Source organism: Streptomyces lienomycini, from assembly GCF_027947595.1.
GTDB classification, from domain to species: Bacteria; Actinomycetota; Actinomycetes; order Streptomycetales; family Streptomycetaceae; genus Streptomyces; species Streptomyces lienomycini.
Map to the genome: position 1 here is coordinate 210,324 of NZ_CP116257.1, position 17,011 is coordinate 227,334.

Sequence of the window (17,011 nt, forward strand, 5' to 3'; positions counted from 1 at the left end):
CGGAGTGCGGCTACTTCACCGGCTCCGGTGTCGGCTCGCTCTCCGTCTCCGGCTCGCCCGACGGGTCGGCCGGGGTCCTGACGGAGTCCAGCAGGAGCTGGGCGACGTCGACGACCTGGATGGACTCCTTGGCCTTGCCGTCGTTCTTCTTGCCGTTGACCGAGTCGGTGAGCATGACCAGGCAGAACGGGCAGGCGGTGGAGACGATGTCGGGGTTGACGGAGAGGGCCTCGTCGACGCGCTCGTTGTTGATGCGCTTGCCGATCCGCTCCTCCATCCACATCCGCGCGCCGCCGGCGCCGCAGCAGAAGCCGCGCTCCTTGTGGCGGTGCATCTCCTCGTTCCGGACGCCCGGGACGGCGGCGATGATCTCGCGCGGAGGCGTGTAGATCTTGTTGTGGCGGCCCAGGTAGCACGGGTCGTGGTAGGTGATGATGCCCTCGACCGGCGTGACCGGGAGCAGCCTGCCCTCGTCGACGAGGTGCTGGAGCAGCTGGGTGTGGTGGATGACCTCGTAGTCGCCGCCGAGCTGCGGGTACTCGTTGCCGAGGGTGTTGAGGCAGTGCGGGCAGGTGGCGACGATCTTCTTCGCCGACTTCGGCTTCGCCGACTCGGGCAGCACCTTGCCGTCGTCGTCCATCTCCTCGCCGAAGGCGGCGTTGAGGGACATGACGTTCTCCATGCCGAGCTCCTGGAAGAGGGGCTCGTTGCCGAGGCGGCGGGCGGAGTCGCCGGTGCACTTCTCGTCGCCGCCCATGATGGCGAACTTGACGCCCGCGATGTGGAGCAGCTCGGCGAAGGCCTTGGTGGTCTTCTTGGCGCGGTCCTCCAGGGCACCGGCGCAGCCGACCCAGTACAGGTACTCGACCTCGGTGAGGTCCTCGATGTCCTTGCCGACGACCGGGACCTCGAAGTCCAGCTCCTTGAGCCACTCCAGGCGCTGCTTCTTCGCCAGGCCCCAGGGGTTGCCCTTCTTCTCCAGGTTCTTGAGCATCGTGCCCGCCTCGGACGGGAACGCCGACTCGATCATGACCTGGTAGCGGCGCATGTCGACGATGTGGTCGACGTGCTCGATGTCGACCGGGCACTGCTCGACGCAGGCGCCGCAGGTGGTGCAGGACCACAGGACGTCCGGGTCGATGACACCCTGCTCCTCGAGGGTGCCGATCAGCGGGCGCTCGGCCTCCGCCAGCGCCGCCGCGGGCACGCCCGCCAGCTGCTCCTCGGACGCCTTCTCCTCGCCCTCCATCGTCTTGCCGCCGCCGGCCAGCAGGTAGGGGGCCTTGGCGTGCGCGTGGTCGCGCAGGGACATGATCAGGAGCTTGGGGGAGAGCGGCTTGCCGGTGTTCCAGGCGGGGCACTGCGACTGGCAGCGGCCGCACTCGGTGCAGGTGGAGAAGTCCAGCAGGCCCTTCCAGGAGAACTGCTCGACCTGGGAGACGCCGAAGACGTCGTCGTCGCCCGGGTCGGTGAAGTCGATCGGCTCGCCGCCGGACGTCATCGGCAGCAGCGCGCCGAGCGCGGTGCCGCCCTTCGCGTCGCGCTTGAACCAGATGTTCGGGAACGCGAGGAAGCGGTGCCAGGCGACGCCCATGTCGGTCTTCAGGGCGACCGTGATCATCCAGATGAAGGAGGTCGCGATCTTCAGGCCGGCGAAGAGGTAGACGAGGTTCTGGAGCGTTCCGAGGTCCGTGTCCCGCAGCGCGGAGACGACCGGGTACGAGATGAAGAACGACGCCTCGTAGCCGTCCACGTGGTGGAGGGCGCCCTCCAGCGCGTGCAGCATGAAGATGCAGACGCCGACGATGAGGATGACGGCCTCGACGAAGTACGCCTGGCCGAAGTTGGAGCCCGCGAAGCGGGACTTGCGGCCCGGCTTGTTCGGCTTGCTCACCTGGCGGATCGCGATCAGGACCAGGATGCCGACGACCGTCATCGTGCCGATGAACTCGACGAAGACGTTGTACGGCGCCCAGTCGCCGATGACCGGCAGGATCCAGTCGGCCTGGAAGAGCTGGCCGACGGCGTTGACGATGGTCAGCAGCAGGGAGAAGAAGCCCACCGCGACGAACCAGTGCGCCACCCCGACGATGCCCCAGCGGTTCATCCGGGTGTGGCCGAGGAACTCCCTGACCACGGTGACGGTGCGGTCCACGGGATCGTTGGTCCGCGTTCCGGCCGGTACGGGCTGGCCCAGCCGCATGTAGTTGAAGATCTGCAGGACGGCGCGGCCGAACAGTGCGACGCCGACCACGATCAGGACCAGCGACACGATGATCGCGGCGAGTTGCATTTGGGGGCTCCTCGGGCCTGCGAGGTTCGAGAGGGCGGTATTACTAAGCGGTAACTTATTCAGTTCGTCTGAGACTACCCCCATCCTCCGCCGCACTGTAGTCGCACGTGCGGTGATCTGCGTCGCTGAGGCAACCCTGACCCCGCCGGACCCCTCCGCGGCACCGGGTCCACGGGTCCCGTCCGGTCCGCGGCGCCACGCCGGACCGAACGCGCGATTCATCGCAAAACGTGATAGTCGGCATAACTTGTCTCCGTGCTCTACGGGATCGCCGCCGCCACCGCCTCCTTCCTTCTCGCCGCCCTCCTCGCCGCGCTGCTGAGGGCGCCCGCCCTGCGCCTCGGCCTGGCCGACCGGCGACGGCGGCGTCCCGTCCCGCTGCTCGGCGGTGCGGCCGTCGTCCTCGCCACCGGGCTGGTCGCGTGGGCCGGGGAGTGGTCCGGCGCGGTGCCGCTCGGTGCGGGCGCCGGCCCGCTGCTCGTCGCCGCGACCGCCGTCGGCGCGCTCGGTCTCGCCACCGACGTCTGGCGGCTGCGGCGGCGGTGGCTCCTGGCCGGTACGGCCGCCGCGGCGGCCTGCGTGGTGCCGTACGCGGAGACCGGGCCGGTGGCCGGCGCGCTCGCCGTGGGCTGGATCGCGCTGGTCACCGCCGCCTTCCGGGGGCTCGACCACGCCGACGGGGTGGCCGGCACGGTGGGCGTCGTGACCGCCTTCGGGGTCGGTGCCTGTGCCGCGGCGGAGCTGATGGACGGGCCGGCGGTGCTGCTGCTGGCGCTGGCGGCCGCGCTCACCGGGTTCCTGCTGCACAACTGGCATCCCGCGCGGATCGCGCTCGGCGCGTGCGGGGCGCTCTTCACGGGGTTCCTGCTCGCCGGGGCCGCAGTGTTCGCCCGGGCGGGGCGGGAACCCGGCGCCGACGCGGGAGTGCTGTTCGCGCTGACCGCGGTGCCGGTCGCCGACGCCGTCCTCGTCCTCCTCTCGCGCCGACTGGCCGGACGGCCCCTGACGCGCGGCGGTCCCGACCATCTCGCGCACCGGCTGCGGCGGCTCGGACTCACCCCCCAGGGCGCCGTGGTGGTCCTCGGCGGTGCCGCGCTGTGCGCGGTGCTCGTGGGCGTCCTCGCGCACACCGGCCGGGTGGGCGGACCGGCGGTGCTGTGGGTGGCGGGCGGCGCGGCCGCGGGGTGCTGGGGCTGTCGCGGGTACGGGTGTACGGGCGGCGGGGGCGGGGTGCGGTCGCCCGGGGCACCACGGCCGCCGGCGGCGGGACGGTCACCGGGGAGGGATGGTCACCGGGGGCCGGACGGTCACCGGCGGCCGGGCGGTCACCGGCGGCGGGACGGCCACCGGGTGTCGGGCGGTCACCGGCGGCGGGGCGGTCACCGGGTGTCGGGCGGTCACCGGGTGTCGGGCGGTCACCGGCGGCGGGGCGGTCACCGGGTGTCGGGCGGTCACCGGCGGCGGGGCGGTCACCGGGTGTCGGGCGGTCACCGGCGGCGGGACGGTCACCGGTGGCCGGACGGCCGCCAAAGCCGCGGCGGTCGCCAAAGCCGCGGCGGTCCCGGTCCCCGGCGCCGTCCCGTTCCGCGGCGCCGGGGAGGAGTCGCAGGGCCCTCGCGGGGCAACCGGAGTCCCGGGCGACGCGTCCTTCCGGGGAACGATTTTTCCGGTTCGTCAGGCCGGTAGCGCCGAGAACGCCCAGGTCAGGGCGCCGTTGCGCGTAAGGAACGGATAAGAGTTGAGCCCGCCCGACTCACCTCTGTTGACCCATCGCCGGGCGTCATGCACACTTGAGCCTGTTCCACTCAAGTCAGCTGGAGGTTATTCACCATGGCACGTGCGGTCGGCATCGACCTGGGCACGACTAACTCCGTCGTCAGCGTTCTGGAGGGCGGCGAGCCCACCGTCATCACCAACGCCGAGGGCGCCAGGACCACGCCGTCCGTCGTCGCCTTCGCCAAGAACGGCGAGGTGCTCGTCGGCGAGGTGGCCAAGCGCCAGGCGGTCACGAACGTCGACAGGACCATCCGCTCGGTCAAGCGCCACATGGGCACCGACTGGAAGGTCAACCTCGACGGCAAGGACTTCAACCCGCAGCAGATCAGCGCCTTCGTGCTGCAGAAGCTGAAGCGGGACGCCGAGTCCTACCTGGGCGAGAAGGTGACCGACGCGGTCATCACCGTCCCGGCGTACTTCAACGACGCCGAGCGCCAGGCCACCAAGGAGGCCGGTGAGATCGCGGGCCTCAACGTCCTGCGCATCGTCAACGAGCCGACCGCCGCCGCGCTGGCGTACGGCCTGGACAAGGACGAGCAGGTCATCCTGGTCTTCGACCTCGGTGGCGGCACGTTCGACGTCTCGCTGCTGGAGATCGGCGACGGCGTCGTCGAGGTGAAGGCCACCAACGGTGACAACAACCTCGGTGGTGACGACTGGGACCAGCGCGTCGTCGACTACCTGGTCAAGCAGTTCCAGTCCGGCCACGGCGTGGACCTCGGCAAGGACAAGATGGCCCTCCAGCGCCTGCGCGAGGCCGCCGAGAAGGCCAAGATCGAGCTGTCCTCGTCCACCGAGACCTCGATCAACCTGCCGTACATCACGGCGTCCGCCGAGGGCCCGCTGCACCTGGACGAGAAGCTCACCCGCGCCCAGTTCCAGCAGCTGACCTCCGACCTGCTGGAGCGCTGCAAGACGCCGTTCCACAACGTCATCAAGGACGCTGGCATCCAGCTGTCCGAGATCGACCACGTCGTTCTCGTCGGCGGCTCGACCCGTATGCCCGCCGTCGCCGAGCTCGTCAAGGAGCTGACCGGCGGCAAGGACGCCAACAAGGGCGTCAACCCGGACGAGGTCGTCGCCATCGGCGCCGCCCTGCAGGCCGGTGTCCTCAAGGGCGAGGTCAAGGACGTCCTGCTCCTCGACGTCACCCCGCTGTCCCTCGGCATCGAGACCAAGGGCGGCATCATGACCAAGCTGATCGAGCGGAACACGACGATCCCGACGAAGCGTTCGGAGATCTTCACCACCGCCGAGGACAACCAGCCCTCCGTGCAGATCCAGGTCTACCAGGGCGAGCGCGAGATCGCGGCGTACAACAAGAAGCTCGGGATGTTCGAGCTGACCGGTCTGCCGCCGGCGCCCCGCGGCGTCCCGCAGATCGAGGTCGCCTTCGACATCGACGCCAACGGCATCATGCACGTGACCGCGAAGGACCTGGGCACGGGCAAGGAGCAGAAGATGACCGTCACCGGCGGCTCCTCGCTGCCGAAGGACGAGGTCGACCGGATGCGCCAGGAGGCCGAGAAGTACGCGGAGGAGGACCACGCCCGCCGCGAGGCCGCCGAGTCCCGCAACCAGGGCGAGCAGCTCGTCTACCAGACGGAGAAGTTCCTCAAGGACAACGAGGACAAGGTCCCCGGCGAGGTGAAGACCGAGGTCGAGTCCGCCGTCGCCGAGCTGAAGGAGAAGCTCAAGGGCGAGGACTCCGCCGAGATCCGCACCGCCACCGAGAAGGTCGCCGCCGTCTCGCAGAAGCTGGGCCAGGCCATGTACGCCGACGCCCAGGGCGCGCAGGCCGCCGGCGGCGAGGCCCCGGGCGCCGGCACGGGTGCCGCCTCCGGTGACAAGGCCGACGACGACGTCGTCGACGCCGAGATCGTGGACGACGAGCGCAAGGACGGTGCCGCGTGACGGAGGAGACCCCGGGCTTCGAGGAGAAGCCCGACGTCCCCTCCGGCGCCACTCCTGACGACGCCGAGCCGCAGGCCGCCTCCGAAGAGGGGGCGGCCCCGGCCGGGGACGCGAGCGAGAACACGGCCCTGGTGGCCCAGCTGGACCAGGTGCGCACGGCGCTCGGCGAGCGCACGGCGGACCTCCAGCGGCTCCAGGCCGAATACCAGAACTACCGCCGCCGGGTCGAGCGGGACCGCGTCGCGGTCAAGGAGGTCGCCGTCGCGAACCTCCTGTCCGAGCTGCTTCCCGTGCTCGACGACATCGGTCGCGCCCGGGACCACGGTGAACTGGTCGGCGGCTTCAAGTCCGTCGCGGATTCGCTGGAGGCGGTCATCGCCAAGATGGGCCTCCAGCAGTTCGGCAAGGAGGGCGAGCCCTTCGACCCGACGATCCACGAGGCCCTGATGCACTCCTACGCACCGGACGTCACCGAGACGACCTGCGTGGCGATCCTGCAGCCCGGGTACCGCATCGGCGAACGCACCATCCGCCCCGCGCGGGTGGCGGTGGCCGAGCCGCAGCCGGGCGCGCAGACCGTCAAGCCGGCCGAGGAGAGCAGCACCGAGGCACCCGCCGACTCCGCGGACAACAAGGAGAGCGGTGGCCCGGAGGAGGGCTGACGCCATCACGGGACACGGGAAGGAGGGACGTCGGGGATGAGCACCAAGGACTTCATCGAGAAGGACTACTACAAGGTCCTCGGCGTCCCCAAGGACGCCACCGAGGCCGAGATCAAGAAGGCGTACCGGAAGCTCGCCCGCGAGAACCACCCGGACGCCAACAAGGGGAACGTCAGGGCGGAGGAGCGCTTCAAGGAGATCTCCGAGGCCAACGACATCCTCGGTGACCCCAAGAAGCGCAAGGAGTACGACGAGGCCCGCTCCCTCTTCGGCAACGGCGGATTCCGCCCGGGGCCGGGCGCGGGCGGCGGCGGCACCTTCAACTTCGACCTGGGCGACCTCTTCGGAGGCGGCGCCCAGGGCGGCGGGGGAGGGCAGGGTGGCGCAGGCGGCTTCGGCGGCGGGCTCGGCGACGTCTTCGGGGGCCTGTTCAACCGCACCGGCGGTGGCCCGGGCACCGGCACGCGTACGCAGCCGCGGCGCGGGCAGGACATCGAGTCCGAGGTCACCCTGAGCTTCACCGAGGCCATCGAGGGCGCGACCGTGCCGCTCAGGATGTCCTCGCAGGCGCCCTGCAAGGCCTGTTCCGGCACCGGCGACAAGAACGGCACGCCGCGCGTGTGCCCGACCTGCGTCGGCACCGGCCAGGTCGCCCGGGGCTCGGGCGGCGGCTTCTCGCTGACCGACCCGTGCCCGGACTGCAAGGGCCGCGGTCTGATCGCCGAGGACCCCTGCGACGTCTGCAAGGGCTCCGGACGCGCCAAGTCCTCGCGGACGATGCAGGTCCGCATCCCCGCCGGGGTGTCGGACGGGCAGCGCATCCGGCTGCGCGGCAAGGGCACACCGGGCGAGCGGGGCGGCCCGGCGGGCGACCTGTACGTGGTCGTCCACGTCAAGGACCACCCCGTCTTCGGCCGCAGGGGCGACAACCTCACCGTCACCGTCCCCGTCACCTACGCCGAGGCGGCCCTCGGCGGCGAGGTGCGGGTCCCCACCCTGGGCGGTCCGCCCGTCACCCTGAAGCTGCCCCCGGGCACCCCCAACGGGCGCACCATGCGGGCCAGGGGCAAGGGCGCGGTCCGCAAGGACGGCACCCGCGGCGACCTTCTGGTCACCGTGGAGGTGAGTGTTCCGAAGGACCTGACGGGGAAGGCTCGTGACGCGCTGGAGGCGTATCGCGAGGCGACCGCGGACGAGGATCCGCGGGCGGAGTTGTTCCAGGCCGCGAAGGGAGCTTGACGGGAATGGACGGTCGTCGACGCAACCCGTATGAACTGACCGAGGACACCCCGGTCTACGTCATCTCGGTGGCGGCCCAGCTCTCCGGCCTGCACCCGCAGACCCTGCGCCAGTACGACCGCCTCGGCCTGGTCTCCCCCGACCGCACGGCGGGCCGCGGCCGCCGCTACTCGGCCCGCGACATCGACCTGCTCCGACAGGTGCAGCAGTTGTCGCAGGACGAGGGCATCAACCTGGCCGGAATCAAGCGCATCATCGAACTGGAGAACCAGGTCGCCGCGCTCCAGGCCAGGGCGGCCGAGCTGGCCGACGCCCTCGACGGCGCGGCGACGGCGATGCGTCAACGGGAGGCGGCGGTGCACGCGTCGTACCGCCGTGACCTGGTCCCCTACCAAGAGGTACAGCAGACCAGCGCCCTGGTGGTCTGGCGGCCCAAGCGGCACGGCCAGGCCTCGGACTGACAGGCGGCACAAGGGAAAACGGCATCGCAGGCCCCGGAGGACGAACGCGTCCTCCGGGGCTTGTTCACAACGGTGCTGTCTCATTGGTCTAGTACTTCTTGACGATTTGGTGAAGACAGCGTTGGCTTCGTTCACCTGGGTCACCTGGGTCACCAACAACACCCGTGTGTCGGAAGGTAAGCGCAGTGAGCAGCCGTGCCCGTCGTACCGCCATATCCGTGGCCGCGTCCCTGATGACCTTCTCGCTGGCCTCCTGCGGTGTGCTGGGCGCGTCGGAGAGCAGCGACGAGGCGAGTCCCACCAAGGGCAACGACATCACGGTCGGCCTGCTGCTCCCGGAGAAGGAGAACACGCGCTACGAGCAGTTCGACTACCCCTTCTTCAAGGCGAAGATCGGCGACCTCACGCGCGACGAGGGCGACGTCAAGTACGCCAACGCCGAGGCCAGCGCCGCCAAGCAGGCCCAGCAGATGCAGCAGATGGTCGACGACAAGGTCGACGTGATCGTGCTGGACGCCGTCGACGCGCACGCCATCGCGGACGGCGTGCAGAAGGCGAAGGACGCCGGCATCCCCGTCATCGCCTACGACCGGCTGGCCGAGGGCCCGATCGACGCCTACATCTCCTTCGACAACGAGCTGGTCGGCGAGGTCCAGGGCCGCTCCCTGGTCGAGGCGCTGGGCGACAAGTCGTCCGGCTCCGACAAGATCGTCATGATGAACGGCTCGTCCACCGACCCGAACGCCAAGCAGTTCAAGGCGGGCGCGCTGTCGGAGCTGAACGGCAAGGTGACGATCGCCCAGTCCTTCGACACCAAGGACTGGAAGCCGGAGAACGCCGAGGCGAACATGACCGAGGCGATCGAGAAGATCGGCAAGAAGAACATCGCGGGCGTCTACTCCGCCAACGACGGCATGGCGGGCGGCGTCATCAAGGCCCTGGAGGACGCGGGCGTCACCGACCTGCCGCCGATCACCGGCCAGGACGCGGAACTCGCCGCGGTGCAGCGGATCGTGACCGGCGAGCAGTACATGAGCGTGTACAAGTCCTACCCGCAGGAGGCCGAGAACGCCGCGGAGATGGCCGTGGCCCGGGTCCAGGGCCGGGACATCCAGTTCGACGCGCTGGCCCGCGACAAGGTCGACAGCCCCACCCAGAAGGGCATCCCGGCCCAGCTGGTCCCCGTCGTCGCCCTCACCCAGAGCAACATCGAGGAGACGGTCGTCGCGGAGGGCTTCTTCAAGGTCACCGACATCTGCACCGCCAAGTACGCGGAGGCGTGCGCGAAGATCGGGCTGAAGTAGCCCGGCACGGGCCCTGGTCGGACCGCCCGGGCATTCCGGTCGCAACCGGCGTATTCAGCCGCCCGCCCCGGGTCGAGCCGTGTTGCGGAGCCGGTCCCGGCCGCGCATAGTTGCGCTCCGGAAGAGCCGGAACCGGGGGTGGGATGGGCGATGGCCGGGCACGTGGCTCAGGAGCACCCGCACGGGGCCGACCGGCTGTGCGCGGCCGGGGACCGCGTGTACTCCCGGGCCGTACGCCGCGGCCGGGTGCCGCGCCAGGACGCCGAGCCGGTGCCCTGCCTCCTGGAACTGGCCCTGCTGCACCCCGACCCGGACGACATGGACTGGCTGGTGCCGACCTCCCCGCAGGAGGTCATGACGCGGCTGCTGCGCGGCGTCCACGACGAGGTCAGCGCCAGCCAGCGGCGGGTGGGGTCCGCGGTGGAGGCCTTCGAGCGGTACGCGGGCCTCGGCCGGCTGCTCCGGACCCCGGCCGGCACGGAGAGCACGGCGATCCGGGTCCTCGACGGGCTCTCCCGCATCCAGGCCGCGATGGACGAGGCGACGCAGGCCTGCACGACGGAGGTCCTCACCGTCCAGCCCGGCGGCATCAGGCGCGAGGCGGAGCTGTCCGAGGGGCTGCACCGGGCGCTGGCGCTGCGCGGGCGCGGGGTGCGGATGCGGGACCTGTACACGCACGTGGCCCGGCACGGGCAGGGCCTGCTCAACTACCTGGAGCTGATGGGCGACGCGGTGGAGGCCCGGACGCTGGACGAGGTCATCGACCGGCTCATCCTCTTCGACCGCACGGTCGCCTTCGTCCCCGCCAACACCGACCGCACGATGGCCCTGGAACTGCGCCACCCCGCGCTGGTCGGCTACCTCGGCACGGTCTTCGAACGCCTGTGGCGCCTGGCGATCCCCCTGACGGCCCCGCTCCCCGCCACCGGCATCGAGGGCATCTCGCTTCGCGAGCAGTCCATCGCCGCGCTCCTCGCGGAGGGCCACCAGGACGCGGTGATCGCGGAGCGGCTGGGCATCAGCGTCCGCACGGCCCGCGCGCACATCGCCCGCCTCTCGGAGACCCTGGGCGCGGCCAGCCGTACCCAGTTGGGGGTGCGCATCGCCCAGGCGGGCCTGGACGGCTCCCCGCGCACCGGGCCGGCCTCCGTCATCCTTCCCGGTCGAGAATCCCCGACCGCCCGATGAGGAACCCGAGCTGAGCCCGGCTCTCGCTGCCGAGGGTGGCGGCGAGTTTGGCGATGTGGACGCGTGCGGTGCGGACGTTCATGCCGAGGCGGTCGGCGATGTCGGTGTCGGTGTGCCCTTCGGTGAGGAGGGCCGCTATGGCGCGTTGGCGCGGGGTGATGCCGTCGAGGGTGGGCTGGTGGACGGCGCGCGGGTGCATCGGGGTGGCGAGGTGCCAGAGGCGGTCGAAGGTGTTGACGAAGTAGGCGATGAGGGCGGGGTGGCGGACTTCGAGGGCCATGGTGCGGTCGGCCTTGGCCGGTATGTAGGCGACCGAGTGGTCCACGACGATGAGGCGTTCGGTGACCTCGTCGAGGGTGCGGGCCTCCACGTCGCCGCGCAGCAGCTCGTAGCGGGCGAGCACGGTGGGGGCGTGGCGCAGCGTGTGCTGGTAGAGGGTCCGGATGCGGCCGCCGCGGTCCAGGAGCGCCTGGTCGCGTGCCAACGCCGCCTCGTGGACGCGGGGGTGCGGACCGATGTGCGTGCTGTGGGGCTGGATCGTCAGTACCTGGTCGGTGGCCACGGCCATGACCTCGCCTATGGTCCGGTCGATGCGCTCCTTGCCGCTGAGCAGCCTGAGCGTGGCGGCCTCCCCGCCGGTCGACTGCGACGCGGTGCGCAGGAGCGGTGCGAAGGTCTCGGTCAGCCGCTCCTCCCGGCGGCGCTCGTCGGCGATGCGCTCCTGGGACGTACGCAGCAACCGGTGCAGTGCGACGGCCGGCGGTACGGGCCCGAGCCGGTCCGGGGCGTCGAGGGAGGGCTGCAGGAGCCCGAAGTCGAGCAGGCAGGGCGTCGCGGTGGCCTCCGCCACCGTGATCTGTCCTTCGTCCAACGCGCGTTGGTACAGCAGCGTTCCCGCGGGGCACAGTTCGTCGGGACCGTGCTCGGTGTGCGGCGCGCGCGCCTCTGCCGTCATGCGGGGGCCTCCGGTCGGCGTATCAGTCGTCCTGCTCCAGGATCCCGGACTGGGCTATGAGATAGCCCAGTTGGGCGCGGCTGCCGCTGCCGAGGGCCTGAGCCAGCTTGGCTATGTGCGCCCGGCAGGTTCGCACGTTCATGCCCAGGCGGCGGGCGATGGCCTCGTCCACGTGTCCTTCGACGAGCAGTTTGGCGATCGAGTGCTGGATCTCCGTGATCCCGTCGGGCGCGGTCTCGTAGGGGGCGCCGGTGCTCAGCGGCACCGCGCGGGACCACATGAACTCGAAGACCTTGATCAGGTACCGGACGAGGCCGGGGTGGCGGAGTTCCAGAGCCACCTGACGGTCGTCGCGGGTGGGAATGAAGGCGACGGACTCGTCGCAGATGATGAGGCGTTCCACCAGTTCGTCGATCGTCCGGTACTCGACCTTGCCGTCGGAGAACTGGGACACGTACCCCAGGGTCTCCGGGCTGTACCGGGCGGTGTGCTGGTAGAGGGTCCTGATCCGTACTCCGCGGTCGAGCAGCGGCCGGTCGCGCTCCAGCCCCTGGAGCAGCGTGTGTTCGAGGCGACGGCTGCTCGGCTGGACGGTGAGCATCTCCGACCGGCACTCGGACGTGGCCAGATCGAGCGCGCCGTTGATGCGGTCGAGTCCCTCGAGGACCGAGATCGAGTGCGTGTTCGTGGTGGCGTGTGCGCCGAGGGTGAGGAAGGGTTCGAAGGCGTCGGCCAGTTCGATCGACATGCGCCGGCGTTCGGCGATCTCCCGCTCGATCGAGTTGAGCCGCTGGGCCAGGGCCACCGACGGCGGCACGGGACGCAGCCAGTTCGCGTCGTCCGGATCAGGGTGCAGGAGGGCGAACTCGGTCAGGCATGGTACGGCTTCGGCGTCCTGCCGTGCCACACGTCCGATGCGCAGAGCTGCCGAATAGAGGCGACTGCCCTCCTCGCACAGTTCGGACATCGCATGGGGATGTGGCGCTTTAGTCCGATTCGTTGTCAAATCTACACCCCCCAGGGTCCTGAACATGCAGGAACATGATGCACTGATTGTGTGGCCATGACGTGCCCATATGAGCCATCGTCTTGTTCGACGGGGGAAGAGGGGACCTTCAAGTGAGGACGAAGCCGATTATGCGCAACACATTGCTTCGCTCGGTGCTTGCTGCCGCCTTCTCCGCCGTCCTGGCCGTCGGTGCGCTGACTGGTCTGTCCGGCGAGAAGGAGACGAAGGCGGACAGCACCTGGGGAATGGCTGCCACCACGGTCGCCTCGACCGTGTCCAGTGCGGCACCCACTCCCCTCGGTGCAGACGACAGCACTTGGGGCTGACTGATGACGACTCCACCCGACGACCGCTCCTTCCGTCGAGAAATGGCCACCGCCTACCGCTCTGGCTGGCACTTCATCGACCTGATCACCGCGATTCCGCACGCCGGTGACTCCCTGATGGTGACCGTCTTCGGCGAGCCGGTCGTCGTCACGCTGGACGAGGACGGCGACGTGCGGGCGTACCGGTGTCTGCGGCGGCCTCGGGGGGCGCCGCAGCCCGTGCGGTGTGCCATCCGGTACGGAATGATCTTTGTGAACCTGGACCAGCGGGACCACCGGCTCGAACAGCCGGAGATCCCCGAAGTGAGGACCATCTCGGCCACCCCCCGCAGTGCCTGACGCGATTCCCCCGTCGCAACAGATCGCTCAGGTGCTTCCCCCCGGCAGCGGCGTCACCGTGACCTGAACACGGTGACGCCGCTGTCGCATGTGCGGACATCCCGCGACACCGGCCGGTTCCGCGACTGGCCGAAAAGGTACTCGTGCGGGCACGGTCCGGCTCCCGCCCCTCGCCCCGACGCCTCCCGGCGGAGACGTGCGACCTCTCCCGGCAGAACATGCGACTTCTCCCTTGAGTGGAACCGACTCAACTTTGTGTACGCTGGACGAGTCAGCGCTACGAGTCAGCACTACGCGAGGAGGAGAGCCAGCACGTGGACGCCGAGCTGACCAACCGGAGCCGGGACGCGATCAACGCGGCCAGCAACCGGGCCGTGACCGAGGGGAACGCCGACCTCACCCCCGCCCACCTGCTGCTGGCTCTGCTCCAGGGGCAAGATAACGAGAACATCACCGACCTGCTCGCCGCCGTCGAGGCCGACCTCGCCGCCGTGCGCACCGGCGCCGAGCGCATCGTGGCCGGGCAGCCCAGCGTGACGGGGTCCACCGTCGCGCCGCCGCAACCCAGCCGTGAGATGCTCGCCGTGGTCGCCGACGCCCAGGCACGCGCCAAGGACCTCGGGGACGAGTACCTCTCCACCGAGCACCTGCTCCTCGGCATCGCCGCGAAGGGCGGCGCGGCCGGTGAGGTACTGGAGGGGCAGGGAGCCAGTGCGAAGAAGCTGCAGGAGGCCTTCCGCAAGGCGAGGGGAGGGCGCCGGGTGACCACGCCCGACCCCGAGGGCCAGTACAAGGCCCTGGAGAAGTTCGGTACCGACCTCACCGCCGCCGCGCGGGACGGGAAGCTCGACCCCGTCATCGGGCGCGACCAGGAGATCCGGCGGGTGGTCCAGGTGCTCAGCCGGCGGACCAAGAACAACCCGGTCCTCATCGGTGAGCCCGGTGTCGGCAAGACCGCCGTCGTCGAGGGGCTCGCCCAGCGGATCGTCAAGGGGGACGTGCCCGAGTCGCTGAAGGACAAGCGGCTGGTCTCGCTCGACCTGGGCGCCATGGTCGCCGGCGCCAAGTACCGCGGTGAGTTCGAGGAGCGGCTGAAGACCGTCCTCGCCGAGATCAAGGACTCCGACGGGCAGATCGTCACCTTCATCGACGAGCTGCACACCGTCGTCGGCGCCGGCGCCGGCGGGGACTCCGCCATGGACGCCGGGAACATGCTCAAGCCGATGCTCGCGCGCGGCGAACTGCGCATGGTCGGCGCGACGACCCTGGACGAGTACCGGGAGCGGATCGAGAAGGACCCCGCCCTGGAGCGGCGCTTCCAGCAGGTGCTGGTCGCCGAGCCGACCGTCGAGGACTCCATCGCGATCCTGCGCGGGCTCAAGGGCCGCTACGAGGCCCACCACAAGGTGCAGATCGCCGACAGCGCGCTGGTGGCCGCCGCCACCCTCTCCGACCGGTACATCACCTCCCGCTTCCTGCCCGACAAGGCCATCGACCTCGTCGACGAGGCCGCGTCCCGGCTGCGCATGGAGATCGACTCGTCGCCCGTCGAGATCGACGAACTCCAGCGCGCCGTGGACCGGCTGAAGATGGAGGAGCTGGCCATCGGCAAGGAGACCGACGCCGCCTCGCTCGAACGCCTGGAGCGGCTGCGGCGCGACCTCGCCGACAAGGAGGAGGAGCTGCGCGGCCTCAACGCCCGCTGGGAGAAGGAGAAGAAGTCCCTCAACCGCGTCGGCGAGCTGAAGGAGAAGCTCGACGAACTGCGCGGACAGGCCGAACGCGCCCAGCGAGACGGCGACTTCGACACCGCCAGCAAACTGCTCTACGGCGAGATCCCGACCCTGGAGCGCGACCTGGAGGCCGCCTCCGAGGCCGAGGAAGAGGTCGCCCGCGACACCATGGTCAAGGAGGAGGTCGGCGCCGACGACATCGCGGACGTCGTCGCCTCCTGGACCGGCATCCCCGCCGGGCGCCTCCTGGAGGGCGAGACGCAGAAGCTGCTGCGCATGGAGGACGAGCTGGGCAAGCGGCTCATCGGCCAGACCGAGGCCGTACGGGCCGTCTCCGACGCCGTACGCCGCTCCCGCGCCGGGATCGCCGACCCCGACCGGCCCACCGGGTCGTTCCTCTTCCTGGGCCCCACCGGCGTCGGCAAGACCGAGCTGGCCAAGGCGCTCGCCGACTTCCTCTTCGACGACGAGCGGGCCATGGTCCGCATCGACATGTCGGAGTACAGCGAGAAGCACAGCGTCGCCCGGCTGGTCGGCGCCCCTCCCGGGTACGTCGGCTACGAGGAGGGCGGCCAGCTCACCGAGGCCGTGCGGCGGCGGCCGTACACCGTCGTGCTGCTCGACGAGGTGGAGAAGGCGCACCCCGAGGTCTTCGACATCCTGCTCCAGGTGCTGGACGACGGGCGCCTCACCGACGGGCAGGGCCGCACCGTCGACTTCCGCAACACCATCCTGGTGCTCACCTCCAACCTGGGCAGCCAGTACCTCGTCGACCCGACCACCGGTGAGGCGGAGAAGAAGCAGCAGGTCCTGGACGTGGTCCGGGCCTCCTTCAAGCCGGAGTTCCTCAACCGGCTCGACGACCTGGTGGTCTTCTCGGCGCTCAGCGTGGAGGAGCTGAGCCGCATCGCACGGCTGCAGATCAACGGCCTGGCCCGGCGGCTCGCCGAACGCCGCCTCACCCTGGACGTCACCGACGAGGCCCTCGCCTGGCTGGCGCGGGAGGGCAACGACCCGGCGTACGGCGCCCGCCCGCTGCGCCGCCTCGTCCAGACCGCGATCGGCGACCGGCTGGCCCGGGAGATCCTGTCCGGCGAGATCAAGGACGGCGACGCGGTCCGCGTGGACCGCGTCGGCGACGACCTGATCGTGGGACCGGCCACCGGCAAGACGCTGTAGCCCGCCGGTGCGGCGCCCCGGTGCGGCACGCGCGGCCCGTCACCCTCCGGGGCGGCGGGCCGCGCGTGCGTCACAGCGTGAACGACGCGAACCGCACCAGCGCCGTCCCGGCGTCCTCGTGGACCACCCGCACCTGCACGACATGGGCCTCCACACCGTCCGGCAGGCCCTGCCCGTAGCTCAGATCCAGACACAGATCGGCGCCGTCCGGGCAGTACGTCCCGGCGGGTGCGGGAGCCTCGGGGTAGGTGTGCGCCAGCCACTCCCGGACACCCGTCCGGGGCATGCGGAAGGCGGCGCCGTAGTGGGTGTCCAGGAATGCCTGGTGCGTGCACGCCCCGACCGGACGCGCGCCGTCCGGCAGTGCGGCCCCGCCGAAGCCCAGCGCCTCGGAGCAGGGCACCTGGTCCGGTTCCCGTCCGTCGGCCCGGTCGTCGGACTCGGACAGGAGGACGCCCACCAGGACGACCAGGACAGGGAGCAGCACCAGTGTTGCCAGGGACACCAGGCCCGCGAACAGCCACCACCTGGTCCGTCCCCGGGTCGGGTCCTCGCCGCTCCCACAACCCGCCGCCGTACCCCGTGCCCGCTTCATGCCCCGCCCCCGTCCGCTCCGCCGGTCCACCCGACCGG

Annotated in this window: 13 protein-coding genes; 9 read left to right on the plus strand and 4 right to left on the minus strand. The window is 70.6% G+C overall.

The features are described from left to right. Window positions 1–10 precede the first annotated feature (10 nt). Complete coding sequence (locus BJ961_RS01035) at window positions 11–2,293, minus strand: (Fe-S)-binding protein (protein WP_271319427.1); 2,283 nt, start codon at window positions 2,291–2,293, stop codon at window positions 11–13. A gap of 255 nt (window positions 2,294–2,548) precedes the next feature. On the opposite strand from BJ961_RS01035, the gene BJ961_RS01040 reads away from it, so the two are divergent. From BJ961_RS01040 to BJ961_RS01070, 7 genes are all read left to right on the plus strand, one after another. After that, window positions 2,549–3,979, plus strand: a complete 1,431-nt coding sequence (locus BJ961_RS01040; RefSeq protein ID WP_271319428.1) for an MraY family glycosyltransferase — start codon at window positions 2,549–2,551, stop codon at window positions 3,977–3,979. Window positions 3,980–4,123: 144 nt separating this feature from the next. Further along, entirely contained in the window at window positions 4,124–5,983 is a 1,860-nt protein-coding gene (gene dnaK / locus BJ961_RS01045; RefSeq protein WP_271319429.1) for a molecular chaperone DnaK, read from the plus strand. After that, window positions 5,980–6,645 (plus strand): nucleotide exchange factor GrpE, encoded by a 666-nt coding sequence (gene grpE / locus BJ961_RS01050; RefSeq protein ID WP_271319430.1) that lies wholly within the window; start codon window positions 5,980–5,982, stop codon window positions 6,643–6,645. Before dnaK ends, grpE begins: the two co-directional genes overlap by 4 nt. Before the next feature lie 36 nt (window positions 6,646–6,681). Next, the gene (gene dnaJ, locus BJ961_RS01055) at window positions 6,682–7,884 is read left to right on the plus strand and encodes a molecular chaperone DnaJ (protein WP_271319431.1); all 1,203 of its coding nucleotides are present in this window, start codon (window positions 6,682–6,684) and stop codon (window positions 7,882–7,884) included. A 5-nt stretch (window positions 7,885–7,889) separates the two neighbouring features. Then, window positions 7,890–8,345, plus strand: coding sequence for a heat shock protein transcriptional repressor HspR (locus BJ961_RS01060; protein WP_271319432.1), 456 nt, complete (start codon window positions 7,890–7,892; stop codon window positions 8,343–8,345). A 185-nt stretch (window positions 8,346–8,530) separates the two neighbouring features. Beyond that, window positions 8,531–9,649 carry a sugar ABC transporter substrate-binding protein gene (locus BJ961_RS01065; RefSeq protein ID WP_271319433.1) on the plus strand — a complete coding sequence of 373 codons (1,119 nt, stop codon included), beginning with the start codon at window positions 8,531–8,533 and terminating at the stop codon, window positions 9,647–9,649. A gap of 150 nt (window positions 9,650–9,799) precedes the next feature. Then, the gene (locus BJ961_RS01070) at window positions 9,800–10,837 is read left to right on the plus strand and encodes a helix-turn-helix transcriptional regulator (protein ID WP_271319434.1); all 1,038 of its coding nucleotides are present in this window, start codon (window positions 9,800–9,802) and stop codon (window positions 10,835–10,837) included. On the opposite strand, the gene BJ961_RS01075 is transcribed toward BJ961_RS01070, so the two are convergent. Next, window positions 10,800–11,792, minus strand: a complete 993-nt coding sequence (locus BJ961_RS01075) for a helix-turn-helix transcriptional regulator (RefSeq protein WP_271319435.1) — start codon at window positions 11,790–11,792, stop codon at window positions 10,800–10,802. The genes BJ961_RS01070 and BJ961_RS01075 overlap by 38 nt on opposite strands. 22 nt (window positions 11,793–11,814) lie before the next feature. Then, window positions 11,815–12,759, minus strand: coding sequence for a helix-turn-helix domain-containing protein (locus BJ961_RS01080; RefSeq protein WP_271319436.1), 945 nt, complete (start codon window positions 12,757–12,759; stop codon window positions 11,815–11,817). 371 nt (window positions 12,760–13,130) lie between these two features. On the opposite strand from BJ961_RS01080, the gene BJ961_RS01085 reads away from it, so the two are divergent. Together BJ961_RS01085 and clpB are read left to right on the plus strand one after the other, a co-directional pair. Continuing rightward, window positions 13,131–13,466, plus strand: a complete 336-nt coding sequence (locus BJ961_RS01085) for a Rieske (2Fe-2S) protein (protein WP_271319437.1) — start codon at window positions 13,131–13,133, stop codon at window positions 13,464–13,466. Window positions 13,467–13,780: 314 nt separating this feature from the next. After that, the gene (clpB, locus tag BJ961_RS01090; protein ID WP_271319438.1) at window positions 13,781–16,378 is read left to right on the plus strand and encodes an ATP-dependent chaperone ClpB; all 2,598 of its coding nucleotides are present in this window, start codon (window positions 13,781–13,783) and stop codon (window positions 16,376–16,378) included. Between the two features lie 70 nt (window positions 16,379–16,448). Here the strand turns inward: clpB and BJ961_RS01095 are convergent, their stop codons facing one another. Further along, window positions 16,449–16,973, minus strand: a complete 525-nt coding sequence (locus BJ961_RS01095) for a hypothetical protein (protein WP_271319439.1) — start codon at window positions 16,971–16,973, stop codon at window positions 16,449–16,451. Window positions 16,974–17,011 lie beyond the last annotated feature (38 nt).

Excerpts from the sequence above, each read along its gene's own strand:
- BJ961_RS01035 (WP_271319427.1), bottom strand. The coding sequence starts at position 2,293 with ATGCAACTCGCCGCGATCATCGTGTCGCTGGTCCTGATCGTGGTCGGC.
- dnaK (WP_271319429.1), top strand. The coding sequence starts at position 4,124 with ATGGCACGTGCGGTCGGCATCGACCTGGGCACGACTAACTCCGTCGTC.
- dnaJ (WP_271319431.1), top strand. The coding sequence starts at position 6,682 with ATGAGCACCAAGGACTTCATCGAGAAGGACTACTACAAGGTCCTCGGC.
- BJ961_RS01060 (WP_271319432.1), top strand. The coding sequence starts at position 7,890 with ATGGACGGTCGTCGACGCAACCCGTATGAACTGACCGAGGACACCCCG.
- BJ961_RS01070 (WP_271319434.1), top strand. The coding sequence starts at position 9,800 with ATGGCCGGGCACGTGGCTCAGGAGCACCCGCACGGGGCCGACCGGCTG.
- BJ961_RS01075 (WP_271319435.1), bottom strand. The coding sequence starts at position 11,792 with ATGACGGCAGAGGCGCGCGCGCCGCACACCGAGCACGGTCCCGACGAA.
- BJ961_RS01080 (WP_271319436.1), bottom strand. The coding sequence starts at position 12,759 with ATGTCCGAACTGTGCGAGGAGGGCAGTCGCCTCTATTCGGCAGCTCTG.
- BJ961_RS01085 (WP_271319437.1), top strand. The coding sequence starts at position 13,131 with ATGACGACTCCACCCGACGACCGCTCCTTCCGTCGAGAAATGGCCACC.
- BJ961_RS01095 (WP_271319439.1), bottom strand. The coding sequence starts at position 16,973 with ATGAAGCGGGCACGGGGTACGGCGGCGGGTTGTGGGAGCGGCGAGGAC.